This window comes from Frankia sp. BMG5.60, assembly GCF_059428125.1.
Window position 1 is genome coordinate 6,891,084 of sequence record NZ_CM182091.1, and the last position, 21,070, is coordinate 6,912,153.

Here is a 21,070-nt window from a genome sequence, read left to right on the forward strand (position 1 = left end):
ATGAGCGTGACACCCCGCCGCGAGCTGTGATTTCACCGCCCCCCGGCTCGGCGGCTAGTCTCGTATCGTGCTCAGAAGGCTTGATCTGCGGGATGCGGTGCCCTCCGCGGCCGATGTCCGGCGACTGCTGCCCCGGGCCGCGATCGACGTGGACGCCGCCGTCGACGCGGTCCGGCCGGTCTGCGAGGACGTGCGGACCCGTGGCGACGCGGCCGTCCTGGACGCCGCCGCCCGGTTCGACGGCGTGCGTCCGGCCGACCTGCGGGTGCCGCAGGCGGCGCTCGACGCCGCCGCCGACGCCCTCGATCCGGCCGTGCGCGACGCGCTCGTCGAGGCGATCCGCCGCAGCCGGGTGGTGCACCGAGCGCAGGTCCGCGAGGCGGTCACGATCGAGGTCGGGCCGGGTCTGACGGTCACCGAGCGGTGGGTGCCGGTCGAGCGGGTCGGGCTGTACGTGCCCGGCGGGCGGGTCGCGTACCCGAGCAGCGTCGTGATGAACGTGGTACCCGCCCAGGAGGCCGGGGTCGGCTCGCTGGCCGTGTTCTCCCCGCCGCAGCGGGACAACGACGGCCTGCCGCATCCGGTCGTGCTCGGCGCCTGCGCCCTGCTCGGGATCGACGAGGTCTACGCCGCCGGTGGCGCCCAGGCGGTCGCGATGGCCGCCTACGGCACCGCGAGCTGCCCGCCCGTCGACGTCGTCACCGGGCCGGGCAACGTCTACGTGACGGCCGCCAAGCGGTTGGTGCGCGGCGTGGTCGGGGTGGACGCGGAGGCGGGTCCCACCGAGGTCGCGATCCTCGCCGACGCCACCGCGGACCCGGCCTTCGTCGCCGCCGACCTCATCGCCCAGGCCGAGCACGACCCGATGGCCGCCTGCCTGCTCGTCACCTCGTCGGTGGAGCTCGCGGACGCCGTCGACATCGAGCTCGGCAAGCAGGTGCCCTCGACGCGGCACCGCGAGCGGGTCGAGGAGGCCCTCGCCGGCCAGGGCGCCGTGGCGATCGTCGCCGACGTCGACGCCGGCCTCACGGTCGTCGACGCGTGGGCGGCCGAGCACCTGGAGGTCCACACCGCCGACGCGGCCGCGGTCGCCGCCCGGGTGCGCCACGCCGGGGCGGTGTTCGTCGGCCCCCACGCCCCCGTCCCGCTGGGCGACTACCTCGCCGGTTCCAACCACGTCCTGCCCACCGGCGGGACGGCGCGCCACTCCGGCGGCCTGGCCGTGGCCGCCTTCCAACGCCAGGTCCACGTCGTGGAGTCCACCCGCGACGCGCTGCACGAAGTCTCCCCGCGCCTCGCCGCGCTCGCCGGGGCCGAGGATCTCACCGCACACGCCGACGCCGTGGAGGCTCGATTCCGATGACGATCCAGGCGTCCCACCTCGCCGAAGCCGGCCCCGCCGGGGACGACCGGCCCTGGCGCCCGCTGGACATCGACGGGCTGCCGTTGCGCGACAGCCTGCGCGGGCTGTCCCCCTACGGAGCGCCGCAGCTCGACGTGCCGGTGCGGCTCAACACCAACGAGAACCCACACCCGCCGTCGATCGGTCTGGTCGACGCCCTCGGCAAGGCCGCGACCCTCGTCGCCACCGAGGCCAACCGCTACCCCGACCGCGATGCCGAGGCCCTGCGCGCCGACCTCGCCTACTACCTGACCCCGGACGCCGGGTTCGGCGTGCACACCGCCCAGGTCTGGGCCGCCAACGGCTCCAACGAGATCCTCCAGCAGCTCTGCCAGGCGTTCGGCGGGCCCGGCCGGGTCGCGGTCGGCTTCGAGCCGTCCTACTCGATGCACCGGCTCATCGCCCTGGCCACGGCGACCGAGTGGGTCCGCGAGGAACGCGCCGCGGACTTCACCCTCTCCGCCGATGCCGTCACCGAGGCCATCGAGCGTCACCACCCGGCGTTGCTGTTCCTCTGCTCGCCGAACAACCCGACCGGCACGGCCCTGCCCCTGGACGTCGTCGTCGCCGCCTGTGAGGCGATGGCGCGCGTCGGCAGCGGCATGGTCGTCGTCGACGAGGCGTACGCCGAGTTCCGCCGGGCCGGGGTGCCCAGCGCCCTGACGCTGCTGCCCCGCCACCCGCGCCTCATCGTCACCCGCACGATGAGCAAGGCCTTCGCCCTCGCCGGCGCCCGGGTCGGCTACCTCGCCGCGCACCCCGCCGTCGTCGACGCGCTGCAGCTCGTCCGGCTGCCCTACCACCTGTCCAGCTTCACCCAGGCGGTCGCCCGCACCGCGCTCGCGCACGCCGACGAGCTGCTCGCCACGGTGGAGGCGGTCAAGGCACAGCGGGACCGCATCGTGGTGGAGCTGGGGGCCCTCGGCCTGCGGCTCGCGCCCAGCGACGCCAACTTCGTGTTCTTCGGCCTGTTCGCCGACCAGCGTGCGGTGTGGCGCGGCCTGCTCGACGCCGGGGTACTCGTCCGCGACGTCGGCCTGCCCGGCTGGCTGCGGGTCACCGCCGGGCTGCCCGCCGAGGTCGACGCGTTCCTCGCCGCGCTCGGCCGCGTCCTCACCGGCAGCGACGTCGCCGCGGACGGCATCGTCACCCTGGCCGGGGGCTGACCCCGCCGCTCCGCCTCCGCTTGGCGCCTCCGTGTCCACCCTGTCGCTTCGCCGCGCGGCCTCCGTCGCGCCGCCGGCTCCGCCGCACCCTCAGCCGCCCCCGCTCCGCCGGTCCCACCCGTGACCGAGAAAGTCCGAGGAAGCCCCGATGGCCCGCACCGCGCGGATCGAACGCAAGACGCTGGAGTCCGACGTGCTGGTCGAGCTCGACCTCGACGGGACGGGGGTGGCGAGCTCCGACACCGGCGTCCCGTTTTTCGACCACATGATGTCCCAGCTCGGCAAGCACGGCGGGTTCGACCTGACCGTGCGCACCCGCGGTGACCTGCACATCGACTCCCACCACACGGTCGAGGACACCTCCATCGCGTTCGGCTCGGCGCTGCGCGAGGCCCTGGGCAACAAGGCCGGCATCCGCCGCTTCGGTGACGCGCTGGTCCCCCTCGACGAGGCCCTCGCCCAGGCCGCGGTCGACCTGTCCGGCCGGCCGTACTGCGTCCACGTCGAGCCGGACCTCGTCGGCCTGATCGGGACCTACGACACCACGCTGACCCGGCACATCTTCGAGTCGATCACCGCGTCGGCCCGGATCGCGCTGCACGTGCGGGTGCTGTCCGGCCGCAACGCCCACCACGTCGTCGAGGCCCAGTTCAAGGCGGTCGCCCGGGCCATGCGCGACGCGGTGGCCCTCGACGCCCGGGTGGCCGGCGTCCCGTCCACCAAGGGTGTGCTGTGACCGGGACGGCGGGCCGGCGCCCGCGGGTCGTGGTCCTCGACTACGGCTCGGGCAACCTGCGTTCGGCGGAGCGGGCGCTCGCCCGGGTCGGCGCCGACGTGACGGTCAGCGACGATCTCGGTGCGGCCCTGGCGGCCGACGGGCTCGTCGTGCCCGGCGTCGGCGCGTACGCGGCCTGCATGGCCAGCCTCGATCGGGTGGGCGCCGCGCCGGTCGTGCGGGAACGGGTGGCGGCGGGGCGGCCGGTGCTCGGCATCTGCGTGGGCATGCAGGTCCTCTACGAGCTCGGCGACGAGCACGGGGTGCGCACGGCCGGGCTCGGCGTGCTGGCCGGCGAGGTGCGCCGCCTCGCCGCGCCCATCCTGCCGCACATGGGCTGGAACACGGTGCGCCCGCCCGCGGCGTCCGTGCTGTTCGCCGGGCTGCCCGCGGACACCCGCTTCTACTTCGTCCACTCCTACGCGGCGAAGGCCGATCCCGACGCCGGCGACACGATCGGCGAGCACGGCGAACCGTTCGCCGCCGCCGTCGAGCGCGGCGCCCTGGCCGCCACCCAGTTCCATCCCGAGAAGTCCGGCGATGCCGGCGCACACCTGCTGACCAACTGGCTCGCCACCCTGTCCTGACGGCGGCGCCATCGCCATCGCCGCCGCTGGTGCCGGGTCGGTGGCGGGGTGAGTCAGCCGGCGTGGGCGGGGACCCGGCCGGCGGTGAGCGCCGCGGGCACGGGCAGGCCCAGGTGCTCCAGCAGGGCGGCCAGCTTCAGGTCCAGCTCGATGCCCACGATCGTGATCGCCCGGCTGCCGTAGCTGCGGAAATGCGTGCTCGGCTGGTCGACGCTGAACCAGGTCGTGCCCGCCCGGTCGGTGTGGATCGTAGTCCGCAGCGGGGCGTGCAGCAGCACCCCCGGGTCATGGCGGAACATCCGCTCGGCGATGACATGGTTGCCCATCAGATATTCGACGCACCGCCCCTCGTCGCCGGCCGCCCGAAACATCCAGGTGAACTCGCCGCGCCAGTAGCGGAGGAAGTCGTGCGGCGCGTTCGGCACGGTCGCGACCCGGACGTCGTCCCAGGTCGGCTCGCCCGCGGCGAGGGCGGCGAAGCGTGCCTCGTCGAGGGCGGGAACCGCCTGCTCATAGCGGCGGACCGTCTCGTCGTAGCTCAGGTCCGTCGCGACGGACAGCCGATGTACCTCGTAGCGCACGGTGCTGACGGCATCGGCGAGTTCGTGATCGGTACTGGTCATGCGCCAGCCTCCCGTCTCGTCCGGCGTGGCGTGCATGGCACGCCGCGCGAACCGGCGGGATTCCCGCCGCTGCTCCGGTCGAAACCGGGGCGTCGGTCACCGGCAGGGCTCGGGCCCCGCCCGGTCCACCACGCTCCGTTATGAACCGTCTGGCCTGCACCAATAGATTTGATCATCGATATGTGCGGTACATATGTCGACGGATGAACTGCTCAGACACCCGGCTCGGTGGTTCGAGTCCCAGTTGGCTTTGAGCCAAACATTTACGGAGCGTCATGGGCCCGATTGCGTTCGTCGATCGGCGGGGTATGACCGTGGCTACAGATCTTGAATGGTCGGGGTCTGTTTGATCACGTCCGATCTGCCTGGGTATGACCTGGCCGTGATCGGGCCTTGAGTCTGGCATGAGGTATGCGGATGGTGGTGGCCTGACGGCGCAGGGTCGTGTTCGTCGGGAAGCGGTCCGAGTGCAGGCCGCGGATCTGTTCGCCGCCGGGGTCGATCCGGTCGAGGTGGCCGGGCGGCTGCGGGTGAGTACGAAGTCGGCCTACCAGTGGAAGCGGCGCTGGCAGGCCGGTGGCACGGCCGCGCTGGCCTCACGGGGGCCGAGCGGGGCGTCGTGCCGGCTGTCGCAGCGTCAGCTCGATCGGCTGCGGGTGGAACTGGACCGGGGTCCGGCCGCGCACGGCTGGCCCGACCAGCGCTGGACGTTGGCCCGGGCGGCCCTGCTGGTCGGCCGGCTGTTCCACGTCCGTTACACCCTGCGCGGTATGTCGTATCTGTTGCACCGCCTGGGCTACAGCCCGCAGGTCCCCGCCCGCCGGGCCGCCGAACGCGACGACCAGAAGATCTCCGCGTGGCGCGCGGAGACCTGGGCGAAGGTACGAGGCTAGCGGCGACGACCGGCGCGTGGATCGTCTTCGAGGACGAAGCCGGGCAGAGCCTGCGTCCCCCGAAGGCCCGGACCTGGGCCCCGCGGGGACACACCCCGACGGTGCGGGTGTCGGGGAAGGGCTCGGGGCGGGTGTCGATGGCCGCCCTGGTCTGCTACCGGCCCGGCCAGCGACCCCGGCTGTTCTACCGGGTGCTGACCCACCACGGCCGCAAAGGTGAGCGCCGCAGTTTCTCCGAGGACGACTACGCCACCCTGCTCGTCGCCGCGCACCACCAGCTGAACGCCCCGATCATCCTGTGCTGGGACAACCTCAACACCCACCGCAGCGCCGCGATGCGTGTGTTCCTCACGCGCCACGCCAGCTGGCTCACCGTGGTCCCTCTGCCCGCCTACGCCCCCGACCTCAATCCCGTCGAAGGCGTGTGGGCCCACGTCAAACGCGACCTGGGTAACCACGTCCGCGTCACCGTCGACCAGCTCACCGCCACGATCAAGACCCTGCTCAAACGCGTCCAGTACCGGCCCGACCTGATCGCCGGCTTCCTCGGCCAGACCGACCTCACGTTGGACCCAGAACCCCCGTAGTCAGACCCTGACCATTCAAGCTCTGTAGTTTCGCCGTCATGTGAGCTGGAGGACTTCATCTGAACTCTCGGTACGACCAGACCAGTACCCGGAAACTGTACCCCGCACTCGAGCAGGGCTGTCGCCTCGCCCAGCGCGGGCGCGGCGACAGCCCGCACCCCGGTCGACTCTCTTGCGGCTCGATATGCCGCCACCACCACCACCATCGAGTGTGCTGGCCCAGCCACGAGCAGATCGAACTCGAAGCCGGCCGGCTGCGCCCGCACCCGGTCGAGGACCACAGCGAGGCCGTCGTTCTCCGCGAGAACGACGAACAGATCCACACCGCCGGGGATCAGGTCGGCTGCCGGACGACGCTCGTCCTGATTCTGAATCACGCTGATCGATATTACCCACGTTCCGCCGGAGAGTGCGGGATCGCGGCTGGAGAGCACGGCGCTCGTCGCCGTCCGTAAGTTCCACCGACACCCGGTTGAGTGTTTATTCACGGGTGCGTGACGGTGGTCCGCTGAGCTGGGCGTTTGTGTGCTCGGCGGCAGCGGCACAAATTCAGGCGTGAGCGTGCTGCCAAGTGTCGAGCCCGGCGCGGCAGGTGGTGCAGGTGCAGCAGCGGCCCCAGCACGCCGGCTGGCTCGCGCTGCGATGCAAGCTCGCTGGCGTAGGTCGTGAGCGCGGTGGTGCGGTCCTGCCAGGCGGCGGCCATCGTCAGTCCGGCTGGCGTCTCGGGTAGTGCACCGCGTGCGTCGACGAGGGCGATCGCTCGCTCGCGCAGCTCGGGGTCAAGACGGCCGTGGGTTGGAGGCACCGTGTCCAGCAGCCACGTCCGGCCGGTGGCTGGATTGCCGGCGAGCGCGGTCGCCAGGTCGAGGAAGCTGAGCGCCGTCAGCGCCTGGGACGCGATTCCGGCACCGGCCGCGTGGATCTGCGCGAGCGCGGCGACGGAGTCGGTGGTGAAGACGCGCAGCGGGGCGTCGAGCGCGGGGCCAGGTACTGGTCGCTTTGGTGGTCGCGCAGGTTGCGGTGCCGGTGGAACCACCACACGGGACCGGTGCCGAGCGTACGCAGCAGCGTGGGGAGATGGTCGGCGAGGATCTCGTCGAACCGCTCCGGGTGGGCGTACAGCCGGGCGGCGATCACCGGTGACGCGGTCGGCAGGGCGAGCGTCGAGGCGGGCACAGGGCGCGCTGACGGCCGCCTGCTCGATTTCGGAGCGGCGTTCTGCTCGGCGCAGGTCAGTGGCAGAAGGAGTTCGTGGGCGCGGCCGATCCAGCCGTGCTGGTCGAGTGGGGCAGTCTCGCGTAGTTCGAGGTGTCCGGCCCGGTGGAGACGGCTGCGCAGCAGGTGCCGGTGCGCCGCGGCAGTGATCTGGGCCGTCGCGCGGTGGCCGTAGGGTGGCCGGTGTGACGCTTACTCTGCTGCCCGCCGTCGATGTGGCCGACGGGCGGGCCGTCCGTCTCGTCCAGGGCGAGGCCGGCTCCGAGACCTCGTACGGTGACCCGCTGGAGGCGGCGCTGAACTGGCAGCGTGACGGCGCCGAGTGGATCCATCTCGTCGACCTCGACGCCGCGTTCGGCCGCGGGTCGAACCGCGAGCTGATCGCCGAGGTCGTCCGTTCCGTCGATGTGGCCGTGGAGCTCTCCGGCGGCATCCGCGATGACGACTCCCTCGATGCGGCGCTGGCCACCGGCGCGGCGCGGGTCAACATCGGCACGGCCGCCCTGGAAGATCCCGACTGGGTGCGCCGGGCGATCGATCGGGTGGCCGACCGGATCGCCGTCGGGCTCGACGTGCGCGGCACGACGCTGGCCGCCCGCGGCTGGACCCAGGACGGCGGCGAGCTGTTCGAGGTGCTCGCCCGCCTCGACGCCGACGGCTGCGCCCGCTACGTGGTGACGGACGTGCGCCGCGACGGCACGCTGACCGGCCCGAACGTCGAACTGCTGCGCTCGGTGACCGCGGTGACCGACCGCCCGGTCGTCGCCAGCGGGGGCGTGTCCGCGCTCGCCGACCTCGTGGCGATCGCCGCGGTGCCCGGCGTCGAGGGCGCGATCGTCGGCAAGGCCCTGTATGCGGGCGCCTTCACCCTCCCCGAAGCCCTCGCCGTCACCTCGACGGTCGTGGCGGGGTGAGCGTCGCGGTTCGGGTGATTCCCTGCCTCGACGTCGACGGCGGGCGGGTGGTGAAGGGCGTGAACTTCACCGACCTGCGCGACGCCGGGGACCCGGTCGAGATGGCCCGGCTCTACGACGCCGAGGGCGCCGACGAGCTGACGTTCCTCGACATCACCGCGTCGAGCGGCGACCGGGAGACCACGTACGACATCGTCCGGCGCACCGCCGAGCAGGTGTTCATCCCGCTCACCGTCGGGGGCGGGGTCCGCTCCGCCGACGACGTCAACCGGTTGCTGCGCGCCGGGGCCGACAAGGTGGGGATCAACACGGCCGCGGTGGCCCGACCCGAGCTGGTCCGCGAGTGCGCGCACCGGTTCGGCAACCAGTGCATCGTGATCTCGGTGGATGCCCGGCGCTGCCCGGATCCGGCCGGCCCCCGCTTCGAGGTGACTACGCACGGTGGTCGGCGTGGGACCGGAATCGACGCGGTCGGGTGGACGGCGCGGGTGGTCGAGCTCGGTGCCGGCGAGATCCTGCTCAATTCGATGGACGCCGACGGGACCCGGGACGGCTACGATCTGGAGATGATCTCCGCCGTGCGCGCCGAGGTCGACGTTCCGGTGATCGCCAGCGGCGGGGCCGGTGACCTCGCTCATTTCGCGCCGGCGGTCGGCGCGGGCGCGGACGCGGTGCTCGCGGCCAGCGTGTTCCATTTCGGGCAGCTGCGCATCGGCGAGGTGAAGGCGGCGCTACGGGACACGGGCGTTCCGGTGCGCTGACCGCCGCCGCCACGCCGGCGCCGCTGCCGTGACGTGTTGACGGAGGGTGACGATGTCGGAGCTGGCGGCGGAGTCGGGGCGACAGCCCGGGGTCATCGGCCAGGGCTTCGCGAACCTCTGGCGGGGCATCCGTGACGAGCCCCGCCTGTTTGCCGTGGCAACGATCGGTGGCTGCCTGTTCACGCTGACGGGGGTGGCCAGCTCCCTGGTGCTCGGCGAGGCCACGGACCGGGTGGTGATCCCGGCGATCCGGCGGGGGCACGCCGACTGGTCGGCGGTCGCCCTGGCCGCGGCGGCGCTCAGCCTCGTCGGCCTTGCTCGCGCGCTCGGCATGTTCCTGCGCCGGCTCGCCGGCGGAACTGTCGTGTTCCGGCTGCAGGCGCGGCACCGCCACGCGGTGACCCGCCAGTACCTGCGGTTGCCGCTGTCCTGGCACCAGCGCCACTCCACCGGCACGTTGCTGTCCAACGCCAACTCGGACGTCGAGGCGGCCTGGGCCCCGGTGATGCCGCTGCCGTTCGCGCTGGGCGCGCTCGTCATGCTCGTGGTGGCGCTGGTGCTGCTCGTGGTCACCGACCCGGTGCTGGCCCTGATCGGCTTCGTGATCTTCCCGACGTTCGGCGTGCTCAACGTCTGGTACGGGCGGCGAGTATGGCCGCTGTACTCCCGTGCGCAGCAGTTGCGCGGTGAGGTCAGCGCGGTGGCGCACGAGTCGTTCGACGGCGCCCTGGTCGTCAAGACCCTCGGCCGGGAGGAGGACGAGACCGCCCGCTTCGCCGTCCGCGCCGAGCGCCTTCGCGACGCGATGATCCACGCGGGCCGGTTGCGGGGCCTGTTCGATCCCGTGATGGAGGCCCTGCCGAACCTGGGGATCCTGCTGGTGCTGCTGGTCGGCGCGATCCGCATCGACGCGGGGGCGATGGACGTCGGGCAGCTCGTCCGGGTCGCCTACCTGTTCACCCTGCTGGCCTTCCCGCTGCGGGCGTTCGGCTGGGTGTTCGGGGACCTGCCGCGGGAGGTCGTCGGCTACGACCGGGTCGAGGCGGTGCTGCGGGCCCGAGGGCACGAGGAGTACGGGCCGCGCACGCTGATCGCGGCCGGCCCCGCGTCACTGCGCCTCGACGCCGTCACCTACGCCTACCCGACCATCGCCCACCCGACCCTCGACACCACCGCAGACCCGACCGCCGATGCGGCCGCCGACCCGGCCGGCGATGCGGCCGGCGATGCGGGCGGCGATGCGGGCGGCGGGGGGCCCGCCGATCCAATCGTCGACGCCGTCTCCGACCCGAGCGGCGGGCCGGCGGTGCCCGTGAGACCCGGCGATCCGCCGCCGCGGCCGGTGGTGGACGCGGTGAGCTTCGAGGTGGCCGCGGGCAGCGTCGTCGCGATCACCGGCCGTACCGGCTCCGGCAAGTCCTCCCTGGTGAACCTGCTCGCGCGGCTCGTCGACCCACAGGCCGGCACCGTGCTACTCGACGGTGTCGACCTGCGCGAACTCGCCACCGGCGAAGTGAGCCGAGCCGTCGCCGTCGTTGCCCAGCAGGCGTTCCTGTTCGACGACACCGTGCGCGCCAATGTCACCCTCGGCATGGACGCCGCCGACGACGACGTCTGGGCGGCGTTGCGCCGCGCGCAGGCCGACGGCTTCGTCGCCGCCCTGCCCGACGGCCTCGACACCATGGTCGGCGAGCGCGGGACCTCCCTGTCCGGCGGCCAGCGCCAACGCATCGGCCTGGCCCGCGCGCTCATCCGCGCCCCGCGGCTGCTCGTCCTCGACGACGCCACCGCCAGCGTCGACCCCCGGGTGGAGGCGGCGATCCTCGCCGACCTGCGGGAAAGGGCTGGCGCCTCGACCGTCGTGGTCGTCGCCCAGCGCCGCTCCACGATCGCGCTGGCCGACGAGGTGATCCACCTCGACGCCGGCCGAGTCATCGGTCGCGGTCGACACGAGGAGCTGCTCGCCTCCTCCCCGCGCTACGCCGCCCTGCTCACCGCCTACGAGGCGGCCGCGCGCGCGGCCGGCGCCCTCCCGGAGCCCGCCGTCCGTGAGTCCGCCCTTGCGGAGTCCGCCGTCCGTGAGTCCGCCCTTGCGGAGTCCGCCGTCCGTGAGTCCGCCCTTGCGGAGTCCGCCGTCCGTGAGTCTGAGCCTGCGCTCCCGGAGCCCGCCGTTCCCGAGCACGTCCGGGAGCTCGAACCGGAGGCAGCCCCGTGACGAGTCCTACCTCTCCGCCTCCCGTCTCCCCGCCTCCGGCCTCCCCACCCCCGGCCTCCCCGACCCGCGGTTCCCGGGCGGCCCCCGAAACCGGGACCCTCGGGCCTGCGGCCGCGCCTGGCCAGGCCACACTCGCGGCGACGTTGCGCCGGCTGCGCGCGTTGTCTCCCGAACTGACCCGGGGCCTGCTCGGCACGCTCGCGCTCGCCCTGGTGGCCACCACGGGGAAGGTCGTCATCCCGGTGGTCGTGCAGCAGACCCTCGACCGCGGGCTCACCGACGACGGCGCCGACGTCGGCCTGGTCGCCGTGGCCGTCGGCGTGGCCGCGGTCGTCATCGTGTTGACCACCGTCGCCACCTATCGGATGAACCTGCGGCTCTACCGCCTGTCCGAGGGCACCCTCGCCACCCTGCGGGTGCAGGCCTTCCGACACATCCACGACCTGTCGATGCTCAGCCAGTCCGCTCAACGCCGCGGCTCGCTGACCTCACGGGTGACCAGCGACGTCGACCAGATGTCGCAGTTCCTCCAGTTCGGCGGCGTGATGCTGCTGGTCTCGTCCGGCCAGATGCTGCTGGCCACCGTGCTGATGGTCGTCTACTCGTGGCCGCTGACCCTCCTCGTCTACGCGTTCTTCGTCCCCCTGTTCGTGGTGACCCGCCTGGTGCAGCGCCGGCTGGCCGGCCGGTACGCGATCGTGCGCGAACGGGTCGGCGAGCTACTGGGCGCCGTGTCCGAAGCGGTCGTCGGCGCCCCGGTCGTGCGGGCCTACGGCGTCCAGGAACGGACCGGGCGGCGCATCGACCGGACCATCGGCCGCTATCGGTCCGCCCAGATCGAGGCGCAGCGGGTCGTCGCCGGGGTCTTCTCGCTCAGCGAGTTGGTCGCCGCGCTGGCCACCGCCGCGGTCGTGACGGCGGGAGTGGCGTTCGGCGTCACCGGCTCGCTCAGCACCGGACGGCTGATCGCGTTCCTCTTCCTGATGACTCTGTTCGTCATGCCGATCCAGTCGATGACCGAGGTGCTCAACGACGCGGCCAACGCGCTCGCCGGGCTGCGCCGGGTGCTCGACGTCCTGGACATCCCGACCGACGTCCGCGACCCCGCGCTCGGCCCGGCGGTCGGCCGGCTGCCCGCGCCCCGCACCGGCGGTGCACCGGCTCCCGGCGGGGGACGCGGCCCGGCCATGGCCCAGGCCGGCCGGGACCTGCCGGCCGGACCGCTGGGGGTTGGGTTCGACGGGGTCGGGTTCGCCTATCCCGGCGGGCCGCCGGTGCTGCGCGACGTCGACCTGGAGATCGCCCCACGCACGCGGGTGGCGGTGGTCGGCGAGACCGGATCCGGCAAGACGACCCTGGCCAAGCTGCTCACCCGGCTGATGGATCCGACCACGGGCACCGTGCGCATCGGCGGCGTGCCGCTGCCCGAGGTGCGGTTCGCCTCGCTGCGCGGCCGGGTGCTGCTCGTGCCGCAGGACGGGTTCCTGTTCGACCTCACGATCGCCGACAACGTCCGCTACGGCCGACCTGGGGCCGACGACAAGGCCGTCCGCGCCGCGTTCGAGGCGTTGGGGCTCGCCGACTGGCTCGCCGGGCTGCCGGCGGGGCTGGCGACCCGGGTGGGGGAGGGCGGGTCGCGACTGTCGGCCGGCGAGCGGCAGCTCGTCGCGTTGGCCCGCGCCCGGCTGGCCGATCCGGACTTGCTGGTCCTGGACGAGGCGACCTCCGCGGTGGACCCCGAGACCGAGGTGCGCCTGGCGGCGGCGCTGGCCGAACTGACCCGGGACCGCACCTCGGTGACGATCGCGCATCGGCTGTCGACGGCGGAGGCGGCGCAGGACGTCGTCGTCGTGGACGCCGGGCGCATCGTGCAACGGGGTCATCACCGTATGTTGGTCGCCGTACCCGGGGTGTACCGCCGAATGCACCAGTCCTGGGCGGCGGGTGTTGGGGCGGTCGCGGTGGGTCCGGCGGCGGCAGTGGCGGGCCCGGATGCGAGGGCGGCGGCCTCGGCGGCGTCGGTCGGGTCGGTTGACGTGCGCCCTGCCCCGTCGGCGCGGACGAGCAGAATGGAGCCGTGACCGTACGTCCATCCGCTCTGGATCCCGCCATCGCCAGCCGCCTGCGTCGCAACGACGCCGGTCTGTTCCCGGCCATCGCCCAACAGCACGACACCGGCGAGGTGCTGATGCTCGGATGGATGGACGACGAGGCGCTGCACCGCACACTCACCACCGGGCGGGCCACGTACTGGAGCCGGAGCCGCGGGGAGTACTGGGTCAAGGGCGACACCTCCGGCCACCAGCAGTGGGTCCGCTCGGTCGCCCTCGACTGCGACGGCGACGCCGTCCTCGTCCGGGTGGACCAGATCGGCCCCGCCTGCCACACCGGCACCCGGACCTGCTTCGACGCCGATCCGGTGCCCGCGCGCGTGGGTAACCCGGGCGTCGCGGCCGACGCCGGGCCGGCCCGATGACCACCGGGCGGATCCTCCCCGACCGGGCCGCCTTCCACACCGCCGCCGGCGGCCACCCGGTCGTCGCCGTCACCCGCCGGCTGCTCGCCGACGGGGAGACCCCGGTCGGGATCTACCGCAAGCTCGCCGGCGGGCCGGGCACGTTCCTGCTCGAGTCCGCCGAACACGGCGGGGTGTGGTCGCGGTACTCGTTCGTCGGCGTGCGGGCCGCGGCGACGCTGACCGAACGCGATGGCCAGGCGGTCTGGGTGGGCACGCCGCCGCCCGGCGTGCCCACCGAGGGCGACCCGCTGGACATCCTGCGCGCGGTGGAACGCTCCCTGCGCGCGGCCAACGATCCCGGCGCCCCACCGCTGATGGGCGGCCTCGTCGGCTACCTCGGCTACGACATCGTCCGCCGCATCGAGCGGCTGCCCTCGCACGCCGTCGACGATCTCGGCCTGCCAGAGCTGCGGATGCTGCTCACCACCGACCTCGCCGTCCTCGACCACGCCGACGGCTCGTGCCTGCTGGTCGCCAACGTCTTCACGGGGGCCTCGGCCGTGCCCGGCGGTGATCCGACCGCGCCCGGCGGTGATCCGACCGAGGCCACCCGCCCGGACCTCGACGCCCTGTACGACGACGCGGTCGCCAGGCTGGACGCGATGACCAGCGACCTGGCGAAGTGGAGCGAGCCGACGGTGGCGACGACCAGCGGGGCCGCCGCCGGGATCGGTGACTTCGTCTCCGCCACGCCGCCCGGTGCATTCCAGGCCGCGGTCGAGCGGGCCATCGAGGAGATCCGCGCCGGGGAGTGCTTCCAGATCGTGGTCTCCCAGCGCTTCGAGCGGGCGACCGCAGCCGATTCCCTCGACGTCTACCGGGTGCTGCGCACGACCAACCCGAGCCCGTACATGTACCTGCTGCGGTTCGGCGACCACGACGTCGTCGGCTCCTCGCCGGAGGCGCACGTCAAGGTCACCGGGCGACGGGCGCTGCTGCATCCCATCGCGGGCAGCCGCCCCCGGGGCGCGACGCCGGAACGCGACGCGGAGCTCGCGGCGCAGTTGCTTGCCGATCCGAAGGAGCGCTCGGAGCACGTGATGCTCGTCGATCTGGTCCGGAATGATCTCGGTCGGGTCTGCGTGCCCGGCTCGGTGCGTGTCGTCGAGTTCGCCGCGGTTGAACGGTTCTCGCACATCATGCATATCGTCTCCACGGTGATCGGTGAGGTGGCGCCGGAGCGCACCGCCGTCGACGTGCTCACCGCGACCTTCCCGGCGGGCACGCTCTCCGGGGCACCGAAGGTGCGCGCGATGGAGGTCATCGACGAGCTGGAGCCCACGCGCCGCGGCCTCTACGGCGGCGTGGTCGGCTATCTGGACTTCGGTGGCGACCTGGACACCGCCATCGCGATCCGCACCACCGTGCTGCGCGACGGCGTGGCCTATGTCCAGGCCGGCGCCGGGATCGTCGCCGACTCCGACCCCGACGCCGAGGACCTGGAGAGCCGCACGAAGGCGGCGGCGGTCCTGCGCGCGATCGAGGTCGCCGAGTCGCTGCGGCCCCCGGCATGAGCGCCGGCCTGCCGGCGGACTCCCCGACGGCTGCCGTCGACGATGCCGGCGCGGCGCGGGCGGCCCGCCGCGGGCGCCGGGAACGGGTGCTCGCCGTGCTCGGCTGCCTGCTCGGCGCGGGTCTGGTCCTGGTGTGCGGCGGGGCGACCTGGGTCTCCGCCCGGGTGGGCACCCCCCACGGCGAGCGGGACACCGCCGTGGCGGCGCCGCTCGCCGTGCACTGGACCGGCGGCGACATCGCCTCCGCGGCGACCGCACTCGCCCTCGTCGGCCTCGCCGCCGCGGTCGCGATCGTCTCAACCCGGCGGATCGGCCGGCCGGTCGTCGGCCTGCTGGCCGTCGCCGCCGGGATCGGCATCGCGTACGTGGCGGGGAACATCGGCTTCGATCCGCTGTCCGCCCTGCGCGACACCGACCAGGTCCGCCAGTTCGCCCCTGGCGGGCAGGCGGAGATCAGCGGCGTGCACCGCACCGCCGCGCCCTGGCTGGCGATGCTGGGCGGCGTGCTGCTCACCGCCGCCGGTGTCCTCGCCGTCCTGCGAGGCCGCTCCTGGCCGGGGATGTCCGGCCGCTACCAGGCCCGCGAGGCCCGGCCGGTCGACGCCTGGGACGCGATCGAGCGGGGCCACGACCCCACCTGATCATCACTGACCGCCACGGCCGGATGCGCCCGCACCGTCCGGCAGATCGGGATACGGGGGAAAGCCGAGATCCGGCGGCATGGCCACGGGTGCAAGCCGCGGAAGCGGGTCGGCCAGCGCGGCGAGAACCCGCGTGTGGCGGTCGAGGTCGGCCTCCACCATCGCCATGAGCGCGTCCATCCGAGCCAGACAGCGGGCGAGCGCGTCGAGCTGCTCTGCCCAGGCCGGTGCCGCGGCACCGCCCTGGGCGCAGTCCCCGGCCCGGGCGGGGGCCGCCGCCGGCCCGGCGCCGGCCATGCGGTGCGGCAGGGCCTGGTCGGGAACCAGGGGGATGCCCGGGATCAGCGGAAAGGAGGTGCGGCGAGTGTCCATGAGAACTCCCTCGATGTCGAACGCGTGTTCGACTATAGGGGATCGAAGGCGACTGGCGCCACTCCGCCGCGTGCACGGCGTGGCGCGGACCGCCGCGACCCGCCCGGCCGGGAGGCGGGCGGTCGTTGCCCGACTGTTGGCTACGTAGCGTTGTGGGCCGTAGCAAGTTGTGGGGGCCCCGGGTCGGGTCGCCGGGCCTGGCCTACCATCGCGGCATGACCGCGACAGCCGCGAGCGCGGGTCGATGAGCGTCCTCGCCGAGATCCTCGACGGGGTCAGGGCCGACCTGGCCGCCCGCGAGCAGCAGACCCCCCTCGCCGACCTCAAGCAGCGCGTGGAGCGCGTCCCCGATCCAAAGGACGCGCTCGCCGTGTTCCGCAACTCCCCGGTATCGGTGATCGCCGAGGTCAAGCGCAGTTCCCCGTCGAAGGGGAAGCTGGCGGCCATCGCCGATCCCGCGGCCCTCGCCCTCGACTACGAGGCCGGCGGCGCCGCCGCCATCAGCGTTCTCACCGAGGGACGCCGCTTCGGCGGGTCGCTCGCCGATCTCGACGCCGTGCGCCGCGCGGTGGACGTCCCGCTGTTGCGCAAGGACTTCATCGTCTCGCCTTACCAGGTCTTCGAGGCGCGTGCGCACGGGGCGGACCTCGTGCTGCTCATCGTCGCCGCGCTCGACCAGCCCCGGCTGGTCGGCCTGCGCGAGCGGATCGAGTCGCTGGGCATGACCGCGCTCGTCGAGGTGCACGACGAGGCGGAGCTCGGTCGCGCGCTGGACGCCGACGCCCGGCTGATCGGCGTCAACGCCCGTGACCTGCGCACTCTGGAGGTCGACCGCGCCACGTTCGCCCGGCTGGCGCCGATGGTGCCCCCCGGCGTGCTCACCGTGGCCGAGTCCGGGGTACGCGGCCCGCGCGACCTGCTCGCCTACGCGGCCGCCGGGGCCGACGCGGTGCTGGTCGGCGAGGCGGCGGTCACCGGCGATCCTCGCCAGACCGTCGCCGACCTCGTGGCCGCCGGGGCGCATCCGGCGGCCAGGGTCGGCCGCTAGCGGGCCGGGGGGCCGGCGAGTCCGTCCGGCCTGTCGGTGCGGACCGATACAGTCGGACTGTGGCTACCCGAACCGCTGCCCAGCCAGCTCCCGCCGAGACCGTGACCTCGACGCCGTCCGCCGGCGCCGTCCGGGCGCAGGCGGAGAACTGGCAGGTGTTTCCCGATTCCGGTGGGCACTTCGGCCGGTTCGGCGGGCGGTTCGTGCCCGAGGCGCTCATGGCGGCCCTCGACGAGCTGACCGAGGCCTATGACCAGGCCCGGGCCGACGAGGGTTTCGTCGCCGAGCTCGACGGCCTGCTCGCCACCTACGCCGGCCGGCCCACGCCGCTGACCGACGCTCACCGGCTCACCGAGCACGTCGGCGGCGCCCGCATCCTGCTCAAGCGCGAGGATCTCGCCCACACCGGCTCCCACAAGATCAACAATGTCCTCGGGCAGTGCCTGCTGACCAGGCGGATGGGCAAGACCCGGGTCATCGCCGAGACCGGCGCCGGCCAGCACGGGGTGGCCACCGCCACCGCCTGCGCCCTGCTCGGCCTGGAGTGCGTGGTCTACATGGGCGAGGAGGACACCCGCCGGCAGGCGCTCAACCTCGCCCGGATGCGCCTGCTCGGCGCCGAGGTCGTCCCGGTCGCCTCCGGCAGCCGCACCCTCAAGGACGCGATCAACGAGGCGATGCGCGACTGGGTCGCCACCGTCGAGCACACCCATTACTGCATCGGTTCGGTGATGGGCCCGCATCCGTTCCCGATGATGGTCCGGGACTTCCAGCGCATCATCGGCGTGGAGGCCCGGGCCCAGGTGCTCGACCGCACCGGCCGGCTGCCCGACGCGGTCGTCGCCTGCGTCGGCGGGGGCTCCAACGCGATGGGCATCTTCCACCCGTTCATCCCCGACACCGGCGTAGCCCTGATCGGTTGCGAGGCCGGCGGGGACGGGGTCGCCACCGGGCGGCACGCCGCGGCGATAGCCGGCGGCTCCTCGGGCGTGCTGCACGGAATGCGGACGTTCCTGCTGCAGGACGAGTTCGGCCAGACGCAGGTGTCTCACTCGATCTCCGCCGGCCTGGACTACCCCGGCATCGGCCCCGAGCACGCGCTGCTGCACGAGACCGGCCGGGCGAGCTATCGCGTCGTCGACGACGCCGCGGCGATGGCGGCGCTCGCACTGGTCGCCCGTACCGAAGGCATCCTGGTCGCGATCGAGAGCGCGCATGCCTTCGCCGGCGCGTTCGATGTCGCCCGCGAGCTCGGCCCGGACGCGACCGTCGTGGTCAACTGCTCCGGTCGCGGCGACAAGGACGTCGACACGGCGGCCCGCTGGTTCGGCCTGCTCGACGACGCGGGCGGCGCCGCCGCCGACGCGGACCCGCTCGGCTGACGCCGGCGTACAGGCAGCCCTCGGGCCAGACGGAACGGACGCAGCACGGTGCAGAGTCGGTTGGACGAGCGTTTCACGGCCGCCCGCGAGGAGGGCCGATCCCTGCTGGTCGGCTACCTGCCGGCCGGCTACCCGACGGTCGACGGCGGGATCGCGGCCATGCGGGCGATGGTCGCGGCGGGCGTCGACGTCGTCGAGGTGGGCCTGCCCTACTCGGACCCCACCATGGACGGGCCGGTGATCCAGGACGCCGCCGACGCGGCGCTGCGCGGCGGGGTGACGACCGCGGACGTGCTGCGCACCGTCGAGGCGGTCGCCGCCACCGGTGCGCCGACCGTGGTCATGACCTACTGGAACCCGATCGACCGCTACGGCCCGGCGCGATTCGCCGCCGACCTCGCCGCGGCCGGCGGGGCAGGGGCGATCACCCCGGACCTGCCGCCCGAGGAGGCGGCCCCGTGGCTCGCGGCGAGCGCGGAGCACGGACTGGACCCGGTGTTCCTCGTCGCGCCGAGCTCCTCGGACGCCCGGATCCGGCTGGTCACCGGGATCTCCCGCGGGTTCGTCTATGCCGCCTCCCTGATGGGCGTCACCGGCACCCGCGCCGCGGTCGGTACCCAGGCCGCCGACCTGGTCGCCCGCGTGCGGGCCACCACCGAGCTGCCGGTCGCGGTCGGCCTCGGGGTGAGCACCGGCGCGCAGGCCGCCGAGGTCGCCGGGTTCGCCGACGGGGTGATCGTCGGCTCGGCGCTGGTCAAGGTTCTGGTGGACGCGCAGCGTTCGGGCGCGGGCGACGCCGCCGCCCTCGCCGGCATCGGCCGGCTGGCCGCCGAGCTCGCCGAAGGGGTGCGTGCCCCCTCGCGGCCTCGATCTGAGCGCCTCGGCCTGAGCGCCTCGGCCTGAGCGCCTCGGCCTGAGCGCCTCGGCCTGAGCGCCTCGGCCTGAGCGCCTCGGGTCCCGCCCCGCCCCGGCCCAGGCTGGAACACCCCGGCTCCGCCTCACCCGTCCCGGGCTTCGGCGGGAGTAACCCGGTTCCGCCGGAGTAACCCGGTTCCGCCGGCACCCGCGGCGATCCGGGGTACCCCGTGCCGCCGCGACCGCTCGGTCCTGCCCCGCGTTTGCGGGCCCAGGAGCAGGCACGCGGCGGGCCATGCGGTGGGCCACGGCGTCGTACCGGTGTGGCGCCACGGCCCCCCACCAGGTCGCCGCGGCCCGCGGGATAGCCTGACGACCGTGGTATTCGCCGCCATCCCCAGCCCCTCCCGCGGTGTGGTGCATCTCGGGCCGGTGCCGCTGCGCGCCTACGCCCTGATGATCATCATCGGCATCGTGGTCGCCGTCGTCGTCACCGGACGCAGATTGCGTGCCCGGGGCATGGATCCGGCGATCGCCGGGGAGATCGCCTACTGGGCCGTCCCCTTCGGGATCGTCGGCGCCCGGATCTACCACGTGCTCAGCACCCCGGACGCCTACTTCGGCGAGAACGGGCACGTCGCCGACGTGGTGAAGATCTGGAACGGCGGGTTGGGGATCTGGGGGGCCATCGCCGGCGGCGCGCTCGGCGCCTGGCTCGCCGCCCGGCGTCTCGGGATCAGCCTCGCCCTGTTCGCCGACGCCGCCGCGCCCGGGATCATCCTTGCCCAGGCCATCGGTCGCTGGGGCAACTGGTTCAACCAGGAGCTCTACGGCAAGCCCACCACGCTGCCCTGGGCGGTGCGCATCGACCCCGAACACCGGGCCGACCCGGGGGTGGCGACGTACCAGCCGACCTTCCTCTACGAGTTCCTGTGGAACCTTGTCGTGGCCGGCATCCTGCTGCTCGTCGACCGGCGCCACCGGCTTGGCCGCGGCCGGCTGTTCGCCCTGTACGTCGCGCTCTACACGTTCGGTCGGCTGTGGATCGAGATGCTGCGCATCGACACCGCGGACGAGATCCTCGGCCTGCGCGTGAACATCTGGACCTCCGCGATCGTGTGCGTCGGCGCGGTGGTGGCGCTGCTGGTCGTGCGCCGGCCGGTGGATCCGGATGTGTCACCCGAGGAGCAGCGGGCGTTGGGCCTCATCCAGGAGCGTCCCCGGCGCCAGCCGACGAACGCCGGCGGCGAACCCGGCAGCGGAGCCCGAACGGCCGCCGGCCACGACGATGCCGCTGGCAGGGCCGATGCCACCGGGGCGGTTACCACCAGCGCCGCCGATGCCAGTGCCGCCAGTGACAGTGCCGTCGGTAACAGTGCCGCCGGTGCGGGCAGTGCCGCGAATGCGGTCCGTGCCCCCGCGAGAGAGGGTGGCGCCGACGACGTCGAGGACGCCTCCCGCGCAGAGCAGCCGGTCGCGGGGGCCGAAACCGGGGCGGGCGCGGTGTCCTCCGGCCGGACGCGGGTCGACAGACCGCCCGCGACCTGAGGGTTTACGCCGCTGCCCCGAGCGGCGCGCGCGGGTTCACGGCCCGGGGCCGCC

Annotated in this window: 20 protein-coding genes; 17 read left to right on the forward strand and 3 right to left on the reverse strand. The window is 73.7% G+C overall.

From position 1 onward, the window contains the following. Positions 1-67 precede the first annotated feature (67 nt). From hisD to hisH, 4 genes are all read left to right on the forward strand, one after another. Positions 68-1,363, forward strand: coding sequence for a histidinol dehydrogenase (hisD, locus tag AC5R91_RS28290; protein WP_495394329.1), 1,296 nt, complete (start codon positions 68-70; stop codon positions 1,361-1,363). Continuing rightward, a complete protein-coding gene (locus tag AC5R91_RS28295) occupies positions 1,360-2,568 on the forward strand; it encodes a histidinol-phosphate transaminase (RefSeq protein WP_495394330.1) in 1,209 nt (402 codons plus the stop codon). The genes hisD and AC5R91_RS28295 overlap by 4 nt, the downstream gene beginning before the upstream one ends. 148 nt (positions 2,569-2,716) lie before the next feature. Next, entirely contained in the window at positions 2,717-3,304 is a 588-nt protein-coding gene (gene hisB / locus AC5R91_RS28300) for an imidazoleglycerol-phosphate dehydratase HisB (protein ID WP_495394331.1), read from the forward strand. Then, positions 3,301-3,930, forward strand: coding sequence for an imidazole glycerol phosphate synthase subunit HisH (hisH, locus tag AC5R91_RS28305; RefSeq protein WP_495394332.1), 630 nt, complete (start codon positions 3,301-3,303; stop codon positions 3,928-3,930). The genes hisB and hisH overlap by 4 nt, the downstream gene beginning before the upstream one ends. Before the next feature lie 53 nt (positions 3,931-3,983). Here the strand turns inward: hisH and AC5R91_RS28310 are convergent, their stop codons facing one another. Next, positions 3,984-4,553, reverse strand: coding sequence for a DUF302 domain-containing protein (locus tag AC5R91_RS28310; RefSeq protein ID WP_495394333.1), 570 nt, complete (start codon positions 4,551-4,553; stop codon positions 3,984-3,986). 467 nt (positions 4,554-5,020) lie between these two features. Between AC5R91_RS28310 and AC5R91_RS28315 the strand changes: the two genes are divergently transcribed. Further along, entirely contained in the window at positions 5,021-5,446 is a 426-nt protein-coding gene (locus AC5R91_RS28315) for a winged helix-turn-helix domain-containing protein (RefSeq protein ID WP_495394334.1), read from the forward strand. Beyond that, entirely contained in the window at positions 5,410-6,033 is a 624-nt protein-coding gene (locus AC5R91_RS28320) for a transposase (RefSeq protein ID WP_495394335.1), read from the forward strand. Before AC5R91_RS28315 ends, AC5R91_RS28320 begins: the two co-directional genes overlap by 37 nt. Positions 6,034-6,517: 484 nt before the next feature. On the opposite strand, the gene AC5R91_RS28325 is transcribed toward AC5R91_RS28320, so the two are convergent. Further along, positions 6,518-7,069, reverse strand: a complete 552-nt coding sequence (locus AC5R91_RS28325; protein ID WP_495394336.1) for a hypothetical protein — start codon at positions 7,067-7,069, stop codon at positions 6,518-6,520. A 364-nt stretch (positions 7,070-7,433) separates the two neighbouring features. Here AC5R91_RS28325 and priA point away from each other — a divergent pair, with 364 nt between their 5' ends. Genes priA through AC5R91_RS28360 form a run of 7 tightly spaced genes read left to right on the forward strand, consistent with a single transcriptional unit; the run spans position 7,434 to position 15,811 of the window. Further along, positions 7,434-8,162, forward strand: a complete 729-nt coding sequence (gene priA, locus AC5R91_RS28330; protein ID WP_495394337.1) for a bifunctional 1-(5-phosphoribosyl)-5-((5-phosphoribosylamino)methylideneamino)imidazole-4-carboxamide isomerase/phosphoribosylanthranilate isomerase PriA — start codon at positions 7,434-7,436, stop codon at positions 8,160-8,162. Beyond that, positions 8,159-8,923 (forward strand): imidazole glycerol phosphate synthase subunit HisF, encoded by a 765-nt coding sequence (hisF, locus tag AC5R91_RS28335; protein ID WP_009743011.1) that lies wholly within the window; start codon positions 8,159-8,161, stop codon positions 8,921-8,923. Before priA ends, hisF begins: the two co-directional genes overlap by 4 nt. A 52-nt stretch (positions 8,924-8,975) precedes the next feature. Then, on the forward strand, positions 8,976-11,138 hold the full coding sequence (locus AC5R91_RS28340) for an ABC transporter ATP-binding protein (protein ID WP_495394338.1): 2,163 nt from the start codon (positions 8,976-8,978) through the stop codon (positions 11,136-11,138). Then, complete coding sequence (locus AC5R91_RS28345) at positions 11,135-13,219, forward strand: ABC transporter ATP-binding protein (protein WP_495394339.1); 2,085 nt, start codon at positions 11,135-11,137, stop codon at positions 13,217-13,219. The genes AC5R91_RS28340 and AC5R91_RS28345 overlap by 4 nt, the downstream gene beginning before the upstream one ends. After that, on the forward strand, positions 13,216-13,614 hold the full coding sequence (hisI, locus tag AC5R91_RS28350; protein WP_495394340.1) for a phosphoribosyl-AMP cyclohydrolase: 399 nt from the start codon (positions 13,216-13,218) through the stop codon (positions 13,612-13,614). The genes AC5R91_RS28345 and hisI overlap by 4 nt, the downstream gene beginning before the upstream one ends. Beyond that, on the forward strand, positions 13,611-15,170 hold the full coding sequence (locus tag AC5R91_RS28355) for an anthranilate synthase component I (RefSeq protein ID WP_495394341.1): 1,560 nt from the start codon (positions 13,611-13,613) through the stop codon (positions 15,168-15,170). The genes hisI and AC5R91_RS28355 overlap by 4 nt, the downstream gene beginning before the upstream one ends. Continuing rightward, entirely contained in the window at positions 15,167-15,811 is a 645-nt protein-coding gene (locus AC5R91_RS28360; RefSeq protein ID WP_495394342.1) for a Trp biosynthesis-associated membrane protein, read from the forward strand. Before AC5R91_RS28355 ends, AC5R91_RS28360 begins: the two co-directional genes overlap by 4 nt. A 3-nt stretch (positions 15,812-15,814) precedes the next feature. On the opposite strand, the gene AC5R91_RS28365 is transcribed toward AC5R91_RS28360, so the two are convergent. After that, positions 15,815-16,183, reverse strand: a complete 369-nt coding sequence (locus AC5R91_RS28365) for a hypothetical protein (protein ID WP_495394343.1) — start codon at positions 16,181-16,183, stop codon at positions 15,815-15,817. 244 nt (positions 16,184-16,427) lie between these two features. Between AC5R91_RS28365 and trpC the strand changes: the two genes are divergently transcribed. From trpC to lgt, 4 genes are all read left to right on the forward strand, one after another. After that, positions 16,428-17,231, forward strand: coding sequence for an indole-3-glycerol phosphate synthase TrpC (trpC, locus tag AC5R91_RS28370; RefSeq protein WP_495394344.1), 804 nt, complete (start codon positions 16,428-16,430; stop codon positions 17,229-17,231). 101 nt (positions 17,232-17,332) lie between these two features. Further along, positions 17,333-18,613, forward strand: a complete 1,281-nt coding sequence (gene trpB, locus AC5R91_RS28375) for a tryptophan synthase subunit beta (protein WP_495394345.1) — start codon at positions 17,333-17,335, stop codon at positions 18,611-18,613. A 48-nt stretch (positions 18,614-18,661) separates the two neighbouring features. Then, positions 18,662-19,516 carry a tryptophan synthase subunit alpha gene (gene trpA / locus AC5R91_RS28380; RefSeq protein ID WP_495394346.1) on the forward strand — a complete coding sequence of 285 codons (855 nt, stop codon included), beginning with the start codon at positions 18,662-18,664 and terminating at the stop codon, positions 19,514-19,516. A gap of 330 nt (positions 19,517-19,846) precedes the next feature. Beyond that, complete coding sequence (gene lgt / locus AC5R91_RS28385) at positions 19,847-21,016, forward strand: prolipoprotein diacylglyceryl transferase (RefSeq protein WP_495394347.1); 1,170 nt, start codon at positions 19,847-19,849, stop codon at positions 21,014-21,016. Positions 21,017-21,070: the final 54 nt, after the last annotated feature.

Excerpts from the sequence above, each read along its gene's own strand:
- hisB (WP_495394331.1), top strand. The coding sequence starts at position 2,717 with ATGGCCCGCACCGCGCGGATCGAACGCAAGACGCTGGAGTCCGACGTG.
- AC5R91_RS28365 (WP_495394343.1), bottom strand. The coding sequence starts at position 16,183 with ATGGACACTCGCCGCACCTCCTTTCCGCTGATCCCGGGCATCCCCCTG.
- AC5R91_RS28355 (WP_495394341.1), top strand. The coding sequence starts at position 13,611 with ATGACCACCGGGCGGATCCTCCCCGACCGGGCCGCCTTCCACACCGCC.
- trpC (WP_495394344.1), top strand. The coding sequence starts at position 16,428 with ATGAGCGTCCTCGCCGAGATCCTCGACGGGGTCAGGGCCGACCTGGCC.
- AC5R91_RS28310 (WP_495394333.1), bottom strand. The coding sequence starts at position 4,553 with ATGACCAGTACCGATCACGAACTCGCCGATGCCGTCAGCACCGTGCGC.
- AC5R91_RS28360 (WP_495394342.1), top strand. The coding sequence starts at position 15,167 with ATGAGCGCCGGCCTGCCGGCGGACTCCCCGACGGCTGCCGTCGACGAT.
- AC5R91_RS28295 (WP_495394330.1), top strand. The coding sequence starts at position 1,360 with ATGACGATCCAGGCGTCCCACCTCGCCGAAGCCGGCCCCGCCGGGGAC.
- AC5R91_RS28340 (WP_495394338.1), top strand. The coding sequence starts at position 8,976 with ATGTCGGAGCTGGCGGCGGAGTCGGGGCGACAGCCCGGGGTCATCGGC.